12 protein-coding genes are annotated in these 17,695 nt (G+C 69.6%); 9 read left to right on the top strand and 3 right to left on the bottom strand.

Features of this window, described 5'->3' with window-relative positions; genetic code table 11:
* Positions 1-15: 15 nt before the first annotated feature.
* Positions 16-6,480, bottom strand: a complete 6,465-nt coding sequence (locus tag HV826_RS09615) for a MupA/Atu3671 family FMN-dependent luciferase-like monooxygenase (RefSeq protein ID WP_176416703.1) — start codon at positions 6,478-6,480, stop codon at positions 16-18.
* 356 nt (positions 6,481-6,836) lie between these two features.
* On the opposite strand from HV826_RS09615, the gene HV826_RS09610 reads away from it, so the two are divergent.
* From HV826_RS09610 to HV826_RS09575, 8 genes are all read left to right on the top strand, one after another.
* Complete coding sequence (locus HV826_RS09610) at positions 6,837-8,204, top strand: MFS transporter (protein WP_176416702.1); 1,368 nt, start codon at positions 6,837-6,839, stop codon at positions 8,202-8,204.
* 172 nt (positions 8,205-8,376) lie between these two features.
* Positions 8,377-9,594, top strand: a complete 1,218-nt coding sequence (locus HV826_RS09605; protein WP_176416701.1) for a glycoside hydrolase family 19 protein — start codon at positions 8,377-8,379, stop codon at positions 9,592-9,594.
* A gap of 546 nt (positions 9,595-10,140) precedes the next feature.
* Positions 10,141-10,719, top strand: coding sequence for a sigma-70 family RNA polymerase sigma factor (locus tag HV826_RS09600; protein WP_176416700.1), 579 nt, complete (start codon positions 10,141-10,143; stop codon positions 10,717-10,719).
* Positions 10,706-11,080: a hypothetical protein gene (locus HV826_RS09595; RefSeq protein ID WP_176416699.1), complete on the top strand. Its 375-nt coding sequence runs from the start codon at positions 10,706-10,708 to the stop codon at positions 11,078-11,080. The genes HV826_RS09600 and HV826_RS09595 overlap by 14 nt, the downstream gene beginning before the upstream one ends.
* Positions 11,081-11,244: 164 nt before the next feature.
* Positions 11,245-11,799, top strand: coding sequence for an ImmA/IrrE family metallo-endopeptidase (locus HV826_RS09590; RefSeq protein WP_255217128.1), 555 nt, complete (start codon positions 11,245-11,247; stop codon positions 11,797-11,799).
* A 15-nt stretch (positions 11,800-11,814) separates the two neighbouring features.
* The gene (locus HV826_RS09585) at positions 11,815-12,999 is read left to right on the top strand and encodes a hypothetical protein (RefSeq protein ID WP_176416697.1); all 1,185 of its coding nucleotides are present in this window, start codon (positions 11,815-11,817) and stop codon (positions 12,997-12,999) included.
* A gap of 398 nt (positions 13,000-13,397) precedes the next feature.
* Positions 13,398-15,356, top strand: coding sequence for an ATP-binding protein (locus tag HV826_RS09580; protein ID WP_407938388.1), 1,959 nt, complete (start codon positions 13,398-13,400; stop codon positions 15,354-15,356).
* An 80-nt stretch (positions 15,357-15,436) separates the two neighbouring features.
* On the top strand, positions 15,437-15,739 hold the full coding sequence (locus HV826_RS09575; protein WP_176416695.1) for a hypothetical protein: 303 nt from the start codon (positions 15,437-15,439) through the stop codon (positions 15,737-15,739).
* Positions 15,740-15,756: 17 nt separating this feature from the next.
* On the opposite strand, the gene HV826_RS09570 is transcribed toward HV826_RS09575, so the two are convergent.
* Complete coding sequence (locus HV826_RS09570; protein ID WP_176409876.1) at positions 15,757-15,909, bottom strand: hypothetical protein; 153 nt, start codon at positions 15,907-15,909, stop codon at positions 15,757-15,759.
* Between the two features lie 167 nt (positions 15,910-16,076).
* On the opposite strand from HV826_RS09570, the gene HV826_RS09565 reads away from it, so the two are divergent.
* Positions 16,077-17,072, top strand: a complete 996-nt coding sequence (locus HV826_RS09565; RefSeq protein ID WP_176416694.1) for an endonuclease/exonuclease/phosphatase family protein — start codon at positions 16,077-16,079, stop codon at positions 17,070-17,072.
* A 7-nt stretch (positions 17,073-17,079) separates the two neighbouring features.
* Here HV826_RS09565 and HV826_RS09560 read toward each other — a convergent pair whose 3' ends face one another.
* A complete protein-coding gene (locus tag HV826_RS09560; protein ID WP_176416693.1) occupies positions 17,080-17,616 on the bottom strand; it encodes a YceI family protein in 537 nt (178 codons plus the stop codon).
* Positions 17,617-17,695: the final 79 nt, after the last annotated feature.

Raw genomic sequence — 17,695 nt, 5'->3', positions numbered from 1 at the left:
GCGCTCCTCGCGCCGCTACTTCCTGCCGCGCTGACGCTGACGCTTGAGGCTCTCCAACTGCCGCCTGGCCCGGTCCTGCGCGGCCTCCACCTGGGACTGCGCCGCCGCGGGCTCCTGCCGGGCGAAGCGCGCCAGGGTGCTGATGGTGGGGTGCTCCAGCAGCTTCAGCAGGGGGAGCTCCTGCCCCAGCACCGACTTGAGCTGTGTGTGCACCTGCACCATCAGCAGCGAGTGGCCGCCCAGGTCGAAGAAGTTGTCGTGCACGCCCACCGACTCCACGCGGAGGACGCTGCGCCACACCTGGGCAATCTGCTCCTCCAACTGCCCCTGCGGCGCCACGAAGGCCGCCTTCGCGGCGCGCGCCACGCTGGGCGCGGGCAGGGCCTTGCGGTCCACCTTGCCATTGGGCGTCAGCGGGAGCGCCGGCAGCTCCATGACGAGCGAGGGGACCATGTGCTCCGGCAGCCGCTGCGCCAGGGCGTCGCGCAGCGTGGCCGCGTCCACCGCCGTGCCCTGCGCGGGCACCACGTAGGCCACGAGCCGCACGTCGCCGGGCACGTCCTCGCGCGCCACCACCACCGCCTCGCGCACCACGGGCTGGGCGGTGAGCGCCGCCTCGATTTCCCCCGCCTCGATGCGGAAGCCACGCACCTTGAGCTGGTAATCCACGCGGCCGAGGAACTCCATGGTGCCGTCGGGCCGCCACCGCGCGCGGTCACCCGTGCGGTACAGCCGGGCCCCGGGCTCGCGCGCCCAGGCATCCGGAATGAAGCGCTCCGCCGTCAGCTCGGGTCGACCCAGGTAGCCGCGCACCACGCCCGCGCCGCCGATGTACAGCTCACCCGCCACGCCCACCGGCGCCGGCTGTAGCCGTGCATCCAGGACGTACAAGCTCGTGCGCAGCAGCGGCGTGCCGATGGAGACGACCGCCGCTGTCTCCTCCGTGGCCACGCGCGCCGTGGAGGACCAGATGGTCGTCTCCGTGGGGCCGTACATGTTGAGCAGCTCGGCGGACTCCGGCAGCGCCTCGCGCAGGGACGCGGCCAGCGCGCCCGGCAGGGCCTCGCCGCCCACCATCAGCCGGCGCAGGCCGCCCAGCGCCTCGACGGACTCGGGCTCCGACAGCAGCGCGCGCGCCAGGGACGGCGTGCACTGCAGGTGCGTCACGCCGTGCTCGCGGAGCTGCTCGGGAATCGTCTTCGCCGTGCCCGCGCGGCGGCTGTCCCGCACGCAGCGCTGCCGCACCTCGTCCAGCAGCGGCAGGCTGGCCAGCACCGTGTCGGCGGGGATGCCGAAGTCGATGAGGCACCCCACCTCGTCCACGCCCAGGGCCTGAAGCTGCCCGATGCGCTCTCGCACCGAGCGCGGCGTGCCGAACAGGCCGCTCGTCTCGAAGTAGCGGTCGAAGGCGTGGCCGGCGAGCCGGTCCAGGTCCGCCTCCGTGGCCGAATCCATGTCGATGCCCAGCGTGCTCCCCAGGCCCCGCATCAGGTCGGCCGAGCTCTTGAGGTAGTTGCGGAAGGGCTGCTCCACCACCGCGCGCACCTTCGCCATGTCCTCGCCGATGAAGGTGTGCAGCATGAGGGTGACGTGGCCCTCGCCCGCGTGGCCCGCGTCTCGCCAGGCCTGACGGTAGAGGGACAGCTTCTTCTCCAGGTCCTCCCACGTCTGCCCCAGCAGGTGCGTGAGGATGTTGCACCCCAGCCGGCCCGCGGTGATGAACGTCTCCGGGTTGCCCGCGGCGGTGAGCCACACAGGCAGCTCCGCCTGCACGGGCCGGGGGCGCAGCTTCACGTCCACCTGGGCGCCGCCGCCGCCCGGGAAGCGCACCGTCTCCCCGCGCCACAGCCGGCGCACGGTGTCGATGCCCTCCATCATCAGCTCGCGCCGCTTCTCGTACTTCTCCGGCGCGAAGACGAAGTCATTGGCGTGCCAGCCGGAGGCGACGGAGATGCCCACGCGCCCGCCGGACAGGTTGTCCACCAGGGACCACTCCTCCGCCACGCGCACCGGATGGTGGAGCGGAAGCACCACGCTGCCCGCGCGGATGGCCACGCGCTTCGTGACGGTGGCGACGGCCGCGCCCACCACGGAGGGGTTGGGGTACAGGCCGCCGAAGGCATGGAAGTGGCGCTCCGGCGTCCACACCGCCGCGAAGCCGTGGGCGTCGGCGAACTTCGCGCCCTCCAGCAACAGCCGGTAGCTGCTCTCCCCGCGCGACGCCTCCGCGTCGTCCGCGAAATAGAACAGGCTGAAGTCCATGGGGCGCTTCCGGGCCCCCGAGGCGCGAGCTGGAGCCTTGAGCGAGGCCCCCTCCCCTTGCACCACCACCTTGAAGCCGCGCGTGAGCGTCCACAGCAACTCCAGGACGGAGATGTCGAAGGAGATGCTGGTGACGGCCAGCCAGGCCCCCGCGGGCGAGTGCCCCACGCGCACGTCCATGGCCGCGAAGAAGTTGGCCACGCCCCCGTGCGGCACCACCACGCCCTTGGGTCGGCCCGTGGAGCCCGAGGTGTAGATGACATACGCCGCGTTGCCGGGCGTGGTCTCCAGTGCCAGCGGTGACGCGGGCGCCGCGGCGTAGGGCTCCGCCGTGTCCAGCAGCACGGTGTGCAGGCCGGCCACGGGCAGCGTCCCCGCCAGGTGGGACTGCGTGACAAGCACGCGCGCGCCCGAGTCCTCCAGCATGTACGTGAGCCGCTCCCGGGGATAGTCCGGGTCCAGGGGCACGTAGGCACCACCGGCCTCGAGGATGCCGAGCATCCCCACCACCATCTCCGCCGAGCGCTCGGCGCACAGGCCCACGCGCACCTCGGGGCCCACGCCCAGGCCGCGCAGGTGCAAGGCCAGCGCGGATGCACGGCCCGCCAGCTCCGCGTAGGTGAGCGTCCCATCCTCGGCGGCCACCGCCACCGCGTCGGGCGTGCGGGCGGCCTGCTCACGGAACTGCGCGTGGATGCAATGCGACGGCGCCTGGGAGAGCGGCGCCGTGAAGTCGTTCCAGGTCTCCAGCAGCGAGCGGCGCTCCGCCTCGTCGAGCAGCGGCAGGTCCTCCACGCGCGCGTCCGGCGCAGCGACGATGCCCCGCAGCAGCGCCTCCAGGTGTCCCGCCAGCCGCGCCATCGTCTCGGCCGAGAAGAGGTCCGAGCGGTACTCCAGCGCGCCCTCCAGCCCCCGCGGCGTCTCCACGACGGCGAGCTGCAGGTCGAACTTCGCCGTGCCCTCCACGGCGCCGTCCGGCACGGGCAGCACCGGGCGCCACTGCATGCCCGGCACGTCCAGGTCCACCGGCGGCAGGCTCTCCAGCACCAGGTTCGCCTGGAACAGCGGGTTGTCGCCGCCACGGACCGCGCGCGACGCGCCCACCACCTCCTCGAAGGGCAGGTCCGCGTGTGCCAGGGCCTCATGGAACGTGTGCCGCATGCGGCCCAGCAGCTCCCGGAAGCGAGGCGCGCCGGACACGTCCGCGCGGAGCACCAGCGTGCTGGCGAAGAACCCCACCACGTCCCGCAGCTCGGCCCGGTCCCGCTGCGCGAAGATGGTGCCCAGGCCGAAGTCGTCCTGGCCGCTGTAGCGGTGCAGCAGCGCCGCCCAGGCCGCCGCGAGCGTGACGAAGAAGGTGCAGCCCTCGCTCCGGCCCACCGCCTTGAGCGAGTCCACCAGCTCGGCCGGCAGCGCGAAGCGGTGGAGCGCGCCGCGGAAGCCCGGCTCCCGGGGACGCGGGAAGTCCGTTGGCAGCTCCAGGCGCGGCAGGTTCTGAAGCTTCCGCGCCCAGTAGGCGCGCGGCCCATCCAGCGCGCCGTCCAGCCCGCGCTGCCAGCGCGCGTAGTCCACGTACTGCAAGGCGGGCGCGCCCAGCGGCGCGGCGGCGCCGGCCACCTCCGCGCGGTACAGCGCGGCCAGCTCCCGGGCCAGCACGCCAATGGACCAGCCGTCCGTGACGATGTGGTGCTGGGTCATCAGGAGCACGTGCTCCTGGTCCTCCAGCGCCACCAGCGCCGCGCGTACCAGCAGGTCCTCCGACAGGTTGAAGGGCGCCTCACCCTGGGCCCGCGCCAGTTGATTGAGCCGCGCCTCGCGGTCGGCGGCGGACAGCGCCCGCAGGTCCTCGCGGGCCACGTCCAACGGACGCGCGGGCGGCAGGAGCTGGCGCGGCTGGCCCTCCACTTCCGGGAAGGCCGCGCGAAGCACCGCGTGACGCGACAGGAGCCCTTGCAGCGCACGCTCCAGCGCGGGCACGTCCAGCGCGCCGGAGAGCCGGAGCTGGAAGTGGACGTTGTACAGCGCGCTCTGCGGCACCAGCCGGTCCAGGAACCACAGGCGCTGCTGGCCGGGAGACAGCGGCAACTCTCCCTCCAGCGAGCCGGCCTTCAGCGGCGGCGCGGCGGCCGCGGCGGAGCCCTTCCACGCGTCCACCAGGTGCGCGGCGGCGGCCCCCAGCGTCGGGTGCTGCCAGAGGAAGGCCACGGGCAGCGACACACCGAGCTCCTCTTCCAGCCGGCCGTGCAGTTCCAGCGCCATCAGCGAGTCGAGGCCCAGGCTGGCCAGCGACGTGTCCGGCGCCAGGGACGCGGGCGCCGTGCGCAGCACCCGCGCGGCCTCCACGCGGAGGAAGTCCACCAGCAGCGCGGGACGGGCCTCCTCGGCCGCCAGGGCCAGGCGCTCGCGAAGGGGCGCGGTCGGCGCGGAAGACGCGGCCTCCGGCGCCAAAGCGGCCTCCTCGCCCGACACCTCCACCACCTCCAGCGTGCCCGCCAGGAAGCCCTCACGGCAGGCGCGGCGCTGAATCTTCCCGCTCGACGTCTTCGGAATGCTCCGGGCCTGTAGCAGCACCACCGTCTGCGCATGCACCTGGTGCTCGTCCGCGAGCGCGCGGCGCAGGGCGCCCACCACCGCCGCGCCGTCGAAGCCCTCGCGCACGTCCACCTCGGAGACCACCACCAGCCGCTCCTCCCCCTCCACTTCCACGGAGAAGGCGGCGCTGCAGCCGGGACGCACCGCGCGGTGCGCGCGCTCCGCGGTCAGCTCCAGGTCCTGCGGATACAGGTTCCGGCCCCGGACGATGAGCAGGTCCTTGAGGCGGCCGGTGATGAAGAGCTCGCCCGCCGGCGACAGGAAGGCCAGGTCACCGGTGCGGAGGAAGGGCCCCTCGCCGCTGGCGAGCCGCGCGCCGAAGGCATGCGCCGTCTCCTCCGGGCGGTCCCAATATCCGCCCGCCACGCTGGGGCCGGACACCCAGACCTCGCCCACCTCGTGCGCGGCCCGGGGCACCCGCGTCTCCGGGTCCACGATGAGCAGCCGCAGGCCCTGCGCGCCCTGACCGGAGGACACCAGCGTGCGCGCCGTGGGTCCCTCCTCCGCGTCCGACGACGGATTCGCCCGTCCCAGCTCCAGCGAGCGGGTGTCGTAGCGCTCCTGCACGCAGGGCGTCCCCTTCACGCCGCCGCTGACGATGAGCGTCGCCTCGGCAAGGCCGTAGCAGGGATAGAAGGCCTCGCGCCGGAAGCCGGCGGGCGCGAACGTCTCCGCGAAGCGCTCCATCGTCTCGCGCCGCACGGGCTCCGCGCCGTTGAAGGCCAGGTCCCAGTGGCTCAAGTCCAGGCGGGCCACGTCCTCGGCGCGGGCCTTTCGCGCGCACAGGTCATACGCGAAGTTGGGTCCACCGCTGCACGTCCCCTTGAAGTGGGAGACGGCCTCCAGCCAGCGCAGGGGCCGCTGAAGGAACGCGATGGGAGACATCAGCACGCACGGGAAGCCCAGGTAGAGCGGCTGCAACACCTTTCCGATGAGCCCCATGTCATGGAACATGGGCAACCAGCCCACGCCCACCGAGCGCTCCTCCTGCAACCCGAAGCCGCGTGTAATCAACGACTCGTTGTGGAGGATGTTGGCGTGGCTGACCTTGACGCCCTTCGGGTTGCCCGTGGACCCCGACGTGTATTGCAGGAAGGCCAGCGACTCGGACGTCAGGTCCGGGCGCTTCCAGTCCGTGGCCTCGGACTCCGGCACCGCGTCACTGGCAATCCACTGCAGCTCCCCCAGCTCGGGCGCCTGCGGCGTGAGGAACTCCGCCATCTCCTGGATGGTGCTCGTCGTGAGCACGTAGCGCGCGCCACAGTCCCGGGCGATGGCGCGAAGGCGGGGCAGCGTGCGGTCCAACCGCGTGGGGTCCGGCGGATAACAGGGCACGGCGATGACGCCGCCATACAAACAGCCCATGAAGCCCGCGACGAACTCCAGGCCTGGCGGGTAGAGCAGCAGCGCCCGCTCTCCCTGCGCGCCCAGGGCGCGCAGCCGAGCCCCCAGCGACCGCGCCCGTGAGTCCAGCCGCCGGTAGGTCCACTCCTCCACCGGGCCGTCCACGTCTCCTGTCTCCAGGAAGCGATACAGCAGCGCGTCGCCTTGGGACTCGGCGCGTTGACACAACACGTCCACCAGGGTGGGGAAACGGTGAGCTCGCGGCTCGATGTGCTCGGTCATGTCTTCTCCTGCGCTGGACACGGACCGGGCTGATACGCGGCCACGACACCCGACTGCGCACGGAGAACCCCCGGTAGACAGCTTCCGGCCAAGGCTCCCCGAGACAGCATGCCGCTTCGCCCGGAAGAGGGAGCACGCTCGCACCACGCTTGAGCCCGCCCCCTCGATACAGCGCAGCTTGTGCCACCGCCGTTGCCAGCTTGTCCATATAAACGATAAGAACGATTATTACAGTGATGGCGGTTCCCGATAAAAAGAACGCGGCATCCGGATGGACGTCCTGGCCGTGCTCACGAAGACTCTAGCGATGCATCTGACACCGAGCGGCACACGTCCGCGGAAGGCCCGCTGACGGCATGGCATTCTCAAGCAGGAACGTCGTCACACACCCTGCCCGGGTCTTCAGTCTCATCTGGTTGGGTCAGCTCGTCTCGTCGCTGGGGACGGGGCTCACCCAGTTCTCGGTGGGCGTCTTCGTCTACCAGAACAGCGACTCCGTCACGGAGTACTCGCTGGCGTCCTTCTTCGGGTTCCTCCCGATGGTGCTGCTCGCCCCCGTCGCGGGCTCCATGGTGGACCGCCGCAACCGCCAGCGGGTGATGTTGCTGGCGGACCTGGGCGCGATGACGGCCATTGGGTTGATGTGGTGCCTGGTCGCGGCGGATCGCGCCGGGCTGTGGGCCCTTCAAAACTGGCACTTCTATCCGCCCCTGGCGCTGAGCGCCGCCTTCAGCACCTTCCGCATCCTGGCCTTCTCCACGACCACGCCCCTGCTGGTCTCCAAGCAGAACCTGGGCCGGGCCAACGGCATGGTGGAGCTGGCCATGAGCGCGGGCCAGCTCCTGGGCCCCGCGATGGCGGGCGTGCTGGTGGTGAACATTGGCTTGCAAGGCGTGCTGCTCATCGACCTGGCGACCTTCCTCTTCGCGTTGGCCACGCTGCTGAGCGTGCGCATCCCCCAGCCCGAACAGGAGGCCGGCCAGCTCGAGGCCCGCAAGTCGCTGTGGACGGACATCGCCCTGGGCTGGCGCTTCATCCGTGAGCGCCCCGGCCTGCTGGGCCTGCTGGCCTTCAGCTCCGCCGTCAACCTAGTCTCCGTGCTGGTGACGGTGCTCATCACCCCGTTGGTGCTGAGCTTCACGGATCCGGCGACGCTGGGCCTGGTGGTGTCCTGCTCCGGCGTCGGCATGGTGGCGGGCGGAATCACCATGGGCGTCTGGGGAGGCCCGAAGCGGCGCATCTTCGGCGTGCTGGGCGCGGAGCTCGTCGCGGGCCTGGCCTTGCTGGCCGCGGCGCTCCCCGCCAGCGTGTTCGTCGTCGCGTGCGCCGCCTTCGTGTTCATGTTCACCGCCCCGGTGGCCATGGGCTGCTCGCAGGCCATCTGGCAGAGCAAGGTGCCGCCCCCAATCCAGGGGCGCGTGTTCTCCACGCGCCGGATGCTCGCCCTGATTGCCCCGCCCATCGCGGCGCTGCTCGCGGGCCCGTTGACGGACCAGCTCTTCGACCCCTGGATGGCGCGGGACGGCGCCCTGGCCAGCACCTTCGGCCAGGTGCTGGGCACCGGTCCGGGCCGCGGCATCGCCCTGCTCTACGTCGTCCTGGGCATCATGCTGGCGGGCAGCGTCGTGCTGACCTGGTCCTCTCCGCGCGTGCGCGGCGTGGAAGACGAGCTCCCGGACGCGCTGCTGCCCCAGGCCGTCCCCGCCGCGCAACCGCAAGCCTGAGCCGCCGCGGCGCGTCCGCTGCTCAACGCTTCGCGCCCCGCGTCTTTGTCTAGTTATTCATGCTTTACGGCTTGCCGTACAGTCCTTGCGGCTCCGGTCCCCCGGAGCCAAGGCCTCCGCCCGCCCCAGGCGTGGAGCGCCCGAGAACCCCTCGACCGCAAGGAGCACAAGCATGTCCGGCAAGTTCGTGTCACGCAGTCTGGCGCTGCTGGGAATCTGTGGGGGCCTGAGCGCCCTGGGAGGCTGTGGTGGCGCCGAGCCAGCGCCCGCCGCCCTCGAACCGGTGGGCCAGGTGGAAGCCGCCGCCATCGTCGACACCATCACCGAAGGCACCTACGTCATCCGTTCGGTGATGACGAGCAAGTGCATCGACGTCGCCTCGTCGAGCACGGCGGACGGCGCCAAGGTGCAGCAATGGGACTGCAACGGCACCAACGCGCAGCGCTTCCGGGTCACGCCCACGTCCGGGGGCTACTTCAGCATCATCAACGTGAACAGCAACAAGGCGCTGGACATCAAGGAGGTCAGCACCGCGGCGAACGCGCTGGTCCACCAGTGGAGCTATGGCGGCGGAGCGAACCAGCAGTTCCGCTTCGTGAAGGAGGTGGGCAGCGAGTTCAGCATCCGCGCGCGCCACACGGACATGGCCATTGACGTGTACTGGGGCAGCACGGCCAACGGCACGGAGCTGGTGCAGTACCCCTACGAGCAGCGCACGAACCAGCGCTGGACGTTTGACCGCGTCGACGGAGGCGGAGGCAACCCCGGCACGGGCCTGGCGGCCATCCTGAGCGAGTCCACGTTCAACGCCATGTTCCCGAACCGGAACCCCTTCTACACGTACAGCAGCCTCATCGCCGCCGCGAACAGCTTCCCGGCCTTCGCCAACACGGGCTCGCTGGAGACGCGCAAGCGCGAGGTGGCGGCCTTCTTCGCCAACACGGCCCATGAGACGGGGCACTACGTGTACGTCGAGGAAATCAACCGCGGTGACTACTGCGGCTCATGGGGCCCGCCGGGCTGCAACTGCGTCGCTGGCAAGAAGTACTACGGACGTGGGCCCATCCAGCTGTCCTGGAACGGCAACTACTGCGCCGCGGGCACCGCGCTGGGGCTGCCGCTCCACACCAACCCGGACCTGCTGGCCCAGGACCCCAACGCCGCGTGGCGCTCCGCGTTCTGGTTCTGGACCACGCAGGCCGGCGCTGGAACCATGTCCGCGCACCGCGCCATGGTCGACGGCCGCGGCTTCGGAGAAACCATCCGCACCATCAATGGCTCGCTGGAGTGCAACGGTGGCAACCCGGGCCAGGTGCAGAGCCGCATCGACAACTATCAGCGCTTCACCAGCATGCTGGGCGTGAGCCCAGGCGCCAACCTGGGCTGCTGAGACGCTTCACCGAGGTGGGGATTGATCGCACCTCCACCTCGCGCCGAACGCTGAACGCCGGGCGGCCTCATGCTCCAGGCCGCCCGGCGCCAGCACCTCGCCCCGGCAGCACCCGCGTCCGGAACCGGGCAGCCCCCTGCCCCGTCTCCCGAAGAAGCGCGCTGCCGCGCCTGATGGCGCCCCCCGCGTCGGTGGCACCCCCGGAACGTCCCCCCCGAGCCGCCCTGGGTGGCGCCACTCAACGCCTGCATCCGCCCTGAAGGATGCAATCAGGACCCGGGGCTGTCTTTACCACCCCAGTGGTATGGGCATGGGTGGCGCGCCGTGCCGCAGCCCCTCCCCTTCCATTTATTTGACTTTTTGGGCATACCACCTGGGAGGTACAGACACTCCCCCCAATCACTGACAACCTCGCGCGGTAATGCGAAGCGCCCTTTGCGTCGAACTCGTGGCATCGGTTCCGAAGGAGCACACACCAACGCATTCAAACCGAGAACGGGGCAGGTCTCCCGGCGAGGTGAGGGGATGAGCTTTCCAACATGGGAAGTGGAGCTGAAGCTGCACGAGCGGGTCATTCAACACGACCCGCTGGCTTCACAGGATGTGTTCCGGGTGTTCATGGACCCCATCCTGAGAGTCCTGCGGTATGAGCTGAGCTGCCAAGGCGACGAGGCCTACGATTCGGCGGTTGATGCGGTGCTCGACTACCTGCGCGCCCCCCTGCGCTATGACCGCCAACGCGCCAAGCTGTCCACATACTTGACGCATACGGCCAAGCGACGAGCCATGGACCGGCAGCGCTCCAGCCAGGCACGAGTCCGGAGAGAAGAGAAATTTGGCGGGGTATTCGCACTTCGCGCGCCGGCTCCGAAAGAGGTCATGGAGCTATCCGTGGAGGCCAGCCTCGCCGTGAAGAAGCTCGAGCAAATCAACTTCCGCACGGAGGAGCGCAAGCTCCTGGGGCTCGTACTCCAGGGCGAGAACAGCACTCCCGAACTGGGGAAGGTGCTCGGACTTGGCGCCTTGCCGAAGGTGGAGCAGCAGCGCGAGGTGAAGCGGCACCGGGACCGGCTCATGAAGCGATTGGCGCGCATTGGAAAGGAGGATTCTGATGACGAATCCTGAATGGCTTGAGCTGGCGGCCCGGCGCAGCAAGAGCGAAGCCTGGATGTTGGGCCATGCGTTCGACAAGTACCGACAGCTCGAAGGCATGTCCGAAGAGGGGCTGGCCAAGGAACTGGGCTGCTCGGTGGAGACGCTGAACTGGCTGGCGTTGTGCCGCCGTCCGGAGGGCGAGCACTTCAACGAGCAGACGACCGCTATCGCGGAGCGGCACGGCGTGGATGACTACCTGCTGCTCCAGGTGCTGGGACGGTTGAAGGTGGTGGAGGTCTTCCAGGAGTCTTCCGCGGACGGCTCGGCGCAACAGGGTGGAGTGCTGATGGCGGCCCAGGACCGCGAGCGGGACGACGAGCCCCAGACATGACTGAACCCTGGTTGAGGGAGGCGGTGGCGGCATGCGGGCTCCCGCCTCCCACGTCGTTCCCCCGGGACCTCGCGCGTGACGCCGGAAGGGCGTTGTCCCAGGTCGTGACGATGGTGGTCCTGAAAGGGCTGACGTCCGCGGCTGTCGCGAGCTGGCTCACCCGAATGCGAATCGACCATTCGGTCCCCGCGACGCCTCGCCGGTTCCGTGGCTGCATGGTGGCCAACAAGGGCCACGGCATGCTGTTTCGCGACAGCAATGACAGTGAAGACGACCAGCGCTTCACCCTGGCGCACGAGGTCTCCCACTTCGTGCTCGACCACATGATGCCGCGCGCGCGTGTGCTCAAGAAGTATGGCGCGTCGTTCATGGCGGTGCTCGACGCGATGCGCCCCCCTACCCTCGCGGAGCAGCTCGCGCTGGCGCTGGACCAGCTCCCCATTGGCATCCAGGTGAAGCTGATGGACCGGGACGCAGAGGGCATCATCCAGTCCGGCAGCGTGGCCCACGCGGAGTGGCGCGCGGACCGGCTCGCGTTCGAGCTGCTGGCGCCCGCCGACGTCGCGTATCCGTTCCTCAAGGAGTCGGAGGTGGAGCGAGGTCCGGCTCGGCTCGCCGCGCGGTTCGGGCTGCCTTTGTCACAAGCGCGGACCTATGCCCGGATGCTCACGCGCCGTGAGCGGCTCCAGGCGGGTTCAGTGGTCGAATTTCATCGGTGAAGCAGGGAGGCAGGCATGGCTGGTGGTTTCCCCTTCGAGGGCGACGCAGAGCTCGTGGGCGACGACGACTTCCGCAAAGCCTTTGGCGAGGACCTGAGCGCGACACTCGACCTCGACACCTGGTCCCAGGGGCTCGACATCGAGGGCGTCATGGACCGGTTCCGGTCTGAGATTGCTGGCGCCGTCGACAAGGAAGGACGCGCGCGGACCATCATCCGCAGTGAGGTCTTCCCACTCATCGCCAACCGGCCCGGAGCGCCGAAGAAGGCCGGCGTCTACCAGACCACTGCGGAGGAGCTGGAGATCATCCACAACGGCCTGCTCTTCACGGGAAAGGTCGAGGCCGTCCATGGCAGCACGACCAACCATGAGAGCCTGCCGCTGGGCATCACCCAATTGGGCATCGCCCTGGTGGGCTACGGAGGCACGTCGGGCACCTTCTCCCAACGTCTGTTCCGCAAGGAGATGGCCCAGCAGAGCGCCAGCCCCGTGCAGGACGCGCTGGACTGCATCTTCAGCCGGACGCGCCGCTCCGCGGGCCCTCGCCAGGACACGCTGTCGAAGCTGGCCCGGCGTGGCATCCGGACCTATGCCGAAAGGGCCGTCCTGGTGGAGAAAGCCAGCGCGGAGTGGCGTATCGGGCACGGCAATCCCTGCGCCTTCGAGCTGCTATCCGGCTCCGGCTACCGAAGCCTGCTGGTGGCATCCCTGAAGGTGCTCCGGCAACTCGTTCAGCGACACCAGAAGTTCGTCTTCGTCACCAGCGAGATGGAGGAGCGCGGCTTCCTGACGCTGGGCCACGCGCTCCGGGCGGGAGAGTACGCCATCATCGAAACCCTGGAGCGCTTCGGCGAGCGTGTCGTCAACCGGTGGGAGTACGAGGGCGACAACTCACGGCTGGCGCAGTCCTTCGTGGAGGAGTGCTGCCCGGACATCGTGTGTGGCGTGTTCCGTGCGTCCGAACGCACGCCGCCGCGCGCCTTCTACGCGCACAGGGCACATGTCGACTTCGCGGTGCGAGTGGCCCTGGCCGACAGCATCCTCCGCCCGGAGAGAGGCTTCCCGATGCTCCTCGACGTGGCGGAGACCGCGTGCCGCAGCGCCTACGGCGAGGACGGCTTCCTGGGACTGGTCCACGACGCCTACGCCCAGGCGGGAGCCCACCTTGAGTACTTCACCGACCGGATCAAGAGCAGGTAGCAGGCAGGAGGAGAATGAGAATGGCTGATGACGGCAGGGGGCAGCGCTCTTCCGAGGCAGGGAAGTTCCGGGGACCACCGTCCCACTCCGCGCAAGCGGCAGGCAGGCCCGCACCGGGTCAGGAGCCAGCAGGTGACCGGGGCACGGCCCACGGCAACGGGCCCGCCAGCATGGCCTCCGGGCGGCCGGGGTCGGCGCCGCCCAATGGCAGACCCGCTTCCGCGGCGCAGGCGACACGCGCCACGCCGAGCCCGCTCCCAGCAGGTGCCCGCCCTGGAAATGGCTCGGGGAAGGTGCCACTCGCCTCCACCGCATCCAGCCCCAACCCTGGCGCAGCCCGGCCCTCCGTCGGCATGAGTGGCCAGCCACGGGCCACGCCCGGCCAGGCCGCGCCGGCAATGAATGGCAGGGCCCCCATCCCCGCACCGGCCTCCGACGGAGCCTTCCAGCAGACGCCGGCGGAGACCCTCCAGGCGTTGGACGCGCTCAAGCAGCAGGTCAAGGCCAACGCCCAGTTGGACCCCGAGTTGGAAACGGCGGTCGGCTTCACCCACTTCGACGTGTCGGCCAGCCAGGACAACCTCATCACCGTCCTGCTGACGCGCGAAGACCTGCACCAGCTCGCCTCCCAGACCTTGGTCCGGGTGAAATCCCGGGAGGACCAGCGCGCCTATCTCGGCGTGGTGGTGCGAGGGCCCTTCGCGGAACCCAACGCCGTGCCCGCCAACTCCACCATGGCCATTGGTGTCGTCACGCATGGCAAGAAGCTGGCGTACACCTTCGACTATCACGGGCGCGCGGAGATAGAGATTGTCGGCGAAGAAGTCGATGGGACGTTGAAGCCGCCCCGCTTCCGGCCCCGCCCGCAGAGCCCCGTCTTCCTGCTCGACGAGGCGGAGAGCACGCGAGTGCTGGGCACCAGCGGAGACCTGTGCCTGGGGCTCGTCGTGGGCTACGAGAAGATGGAGGCCCGGCTCAATCCCCGCGACAAGTCCATCCTCCCGCGCCACACGGGCATCATCGGTACGACAGGTGGAGGCAAGTCGACCACGGTCGCCACGCTCATCCACCGGGCGCAGCTGGAAGGCATCGCCACCATCGTCTTCGATGTGGAGGGGGAATACACGCACGTTGACAAGCCCACGGACCAGGCCGCCATGCTCGAGGCGCTGAAGCGGCGCGGCCAACGGGCCGAGGGCGTCAAGGATCTCCACATCCACCACCTCATCGGGCGCGAAAGCCTCAACGAACAGCACCGGAACAGTCGCATCTTCTCGTTGAAGTTCTCCAGCCTGTCCCCCTATGCGCTCGCTGAGATTCTCAACCTGACAGACGCACAGCAGGAGCGATTCCTCAAGGCCTACGACGTCACCAAGCAACTGCTTGAAGACTTCAAAATCTATCCGAAGACGGAAGACGAGCGCGGCAAGGCCCTGGAAGTGGATGAGTTGACGACGGGTTATCCGCACATGACCATCGACCACGTACTGGACGTGGTCAGCGCGTACATCTACAGCCTCAGCAATGAAGGGAAGACGGAGGCACCTGAGAAGAAGTCCCGGACGCCGGCCCGGAAGCAGGGAGGCTCCGTCGAAGAGAGCGACGAGCATGACGAAGAGGCCGAGGACGCGCCCAAGCCGCGCACCCGCGGCGTCGTCCTCCAGACTGAGTTCAAGAGCGACTTCGGCAATGTCATCGGCCGAGTCAGGGCCAACCCGAGCCGTCACTCGGTGAGCTGGAGGACCCTGTCCAGCAAGCTGCGGGGACTCAAGCGCCTGGGCATCTTCGACGTCAGCAATGCGCAGGGCGTGGCCTACGAGTCCATGCTCAAGCCCGGCCGGGTCTCCGTCATCGACCTGTCGGACACGGACTCGCCGCAGCTCAACAACCTGGTCATCGCCGACATCCTGCGAGGCCTCCAGGACGCGCAGGAAGCGCGATACCAGCGGGCCCGGGCGACGAACTCCGCCGTCACGCCGGTCCTCATCATCATCGAAGAGGCCCACGAATTCCTCTCCGCCAGCCGCATCGCCCAGATGCCCGTGCTCTTCGAGCAGGTGGCGAAGATCGCCAAGCGGGGCCGCAAGCGGTGGATGGGGCTCGTCTTCGTCACCCAGCTTCCGCAGCACCTGCCCAACGAGGTGCTGGGGCTCATCAACAACTTCGTCATCCACAAGATCGCCGACAGCTCCGTCATCGCCCGCATGCAGAAGTCGGTGGGCAGCATCGACGAGAGCCTCTGGAGCCGGGTGTCGCGGCTGGCACCCGGGCAGGCGCTGGTGTCGTTCAGCAACTTCACCCGGCCGCTGATGGTCGCGGTGGACCCCGCACCGGTGAAGCGGCTGCTGGTGGAGTGACGCGCGCCCCACGTTTCATCCCCCGACACCTCCGGTGCGGGGGACTGGACGCGCGCGCCAGTCCTGGCCAGATAGCGGACATGGACCGACGAATGAAGGCCGCGCTCGCAATCATGACCCCGCTGCTGCTCACGGCTTGCAGCGGAGGCTCCGACGCTGACGGCGAGGCCTGCACACAGGTGCGGGTGTTCGCCAGGCCCGCCTCGGGCGACGCCGAGTGCCGGAGCTTCGCGACGCCGTGCGACGTGCCCCAGGGGTACGTCGGATGCTGCGGTGGGTTCTACGGCGACTGCGTGTCGGCGGGGACGCGGTGCGTGGATGACCCGCTGGATGCATGCTCGCCTGGCTCGGGGGCGACGGACTGCCCCGGCATCTGCCAGTGACGCTGGGCGCGGGGGGACTACGGCTTCTTGCGCTCCTCGTCGGGGGACTTCGGCGCGTCCTGGCCCTCCCGCTTCCGGTAGCCCCAGGTGGAGCTCCACATGCCGGGCCCGGTGAAGAGCACGGTGATGAGTGTCATCACCGCGGCGCCAATCAGAATCTCGAACACCATGTCGCGCACTCCCCTCCGCTCACAGTCCGTGCGGTAGGCCCGAAACCCACCGCCACGCGCTGTCATGCCGCAACACCCCACGGGAAGCAATGCGCGGAAGGACAGGACGCCTGCCAGCAGCACGACGCCCCGCCTGCTGGCCCGCGATGCGGTAATCTCGCGGCCCCATGTCACGCCCCTTCCCTCCTCCGTCGCGGGACCGCAAGCGCCTCCGTGCCGCTGCCCTGCTGGCCGGCCTCCTCTCGCTGTCCGCCTGCGAGGGGCGTGAGACGCCACCGGGGCCTGGGCTGGAGGAGCCGTGTGTCGGGGCGGCCTGTGTGCCGCCGCAGCCGCCCGACACCGCGGTCGAAGGCAGCGTGCGCATCGCGGCCTTCAACGTGCAGCGGCTCTTCGACACGGTGTGTGATTCGGGTGAGTGCGGCGGCAACAGCTATGAGGCGCTGCCCACCCCGTCTGAGTTCGGCCTCCAGGCGGACCGGCTCGCGTCCGCCATCTCGCGACTGAACGCGGACGTCGTGCTGCTGGCGGAGGTGGAGACCCAGGCCTCGCTCGACGCGCTCACGTCACGGCTCCCCCGCTTCGGCTATTCGGAGCTGGGCGAGACGGGCGCCCCGGCGTCCGTGGACGTGGCCGTCCTCTCCGTTCACCCCATCACCGACGTCCGGGGGCACCGGGAGCGCACGCTTTGGCGCCCGGATGGCTCCGCCACCCGGTTCTCCCGCGAGCTGCTGGAGGTCCACCTGGACGTGGACGGGAAGAAGGTCATCGTCTTCTCCGCGCACTTCCGCTCCAAGTCCAACGACGACGCCGGGCGCCGCTTCGCCGAGGCCGTGGCCACGCGGGACATCGTCGCGGGCGCGGCGCAGGCGGCGCCAGACGCGCTGGTCGTCTTCGGGGGAGACCTCAACGACGTGCCGGGCTCGGAGCCCATCACCGCGCTGGAGCGCGACGGCGCGCTGCTGCGCGTCGCCAGCGACCGGCCGGACAGCGAGACGTGGACGTATGCCTACTACGGCGACCTCCAGGCCATTGACCACCTGTACCTGGCGCGCGGCGGGGGCGCGTATGTGCCTGGCTCGTTCCGCACGGCGAGGGACCCGCGAGGCGGCTATGGCGGGTCGGACCACGCCGCCGTATACGCGGACTTCATGCCCGCGCCTTGAGCGCGGCTCAAGCCGTCGCGGGAATGGCCTGGATGTCGAGCTCGAGGTCGATCTTCTCACCGACGAGCCAGCCACCATTGTCGAGCGTCTTGTTCCAGCGGATGCCGTAGTCGGTGCGATTGAGGGTGGTGCGCGCCGAGTAGATGAGCCGCAAGTTGCCCCAGGGGTCCTTCGACGTGGCGGTGTGGCGGGCATCGAAGGCCACCGGCTGCGTGACGTTGCGGATGGTGAGGTCCCCCATGAGCCGGAAGCTGGCGCCGCCCACGGGCTCAACCCGGGTGCTGCGGAACGTGAGCCTGGGCGAGGCTTCGGCGTCGAGGAAATCCGGAGAACGCAGGTGCGCATCCCGGTCTGGCGCGCCGGTGTAGATGCTCGCCGTTTCCACGGACATCTCGACTTCACCCTGAGTGGGCTGCTCGGGATTCACACGGAGGATTCCAGAGAAGCGCTCGAAGCGACCGTGGACGCGCGCCACCACCATGTGGCGCGAGACGAAGAGGACAGACGAGTGGGATGCGTCGATGTTCCAGGTACTGACAGACATGGGGGCGCTCGGCGGATGAGGGGACGGGGGGCACTCAGTCCAAGCCGGGGTGGGTCGGCAAGCGGACCCTGACTAAATA

The organism is Myxococcus sp. AM010, from assembly GCF_013372585.1.
In the GTDB taxonomy this organism is placed as follows: Bacteria; Myxococcota; Myxococcia; order Myxococcales; family Myxococcaceae; genus Myxococcus; species Myxococcus vastator.
This window is presented reverse-complemented; position numbering and strand designations above follow the sequence as displayed.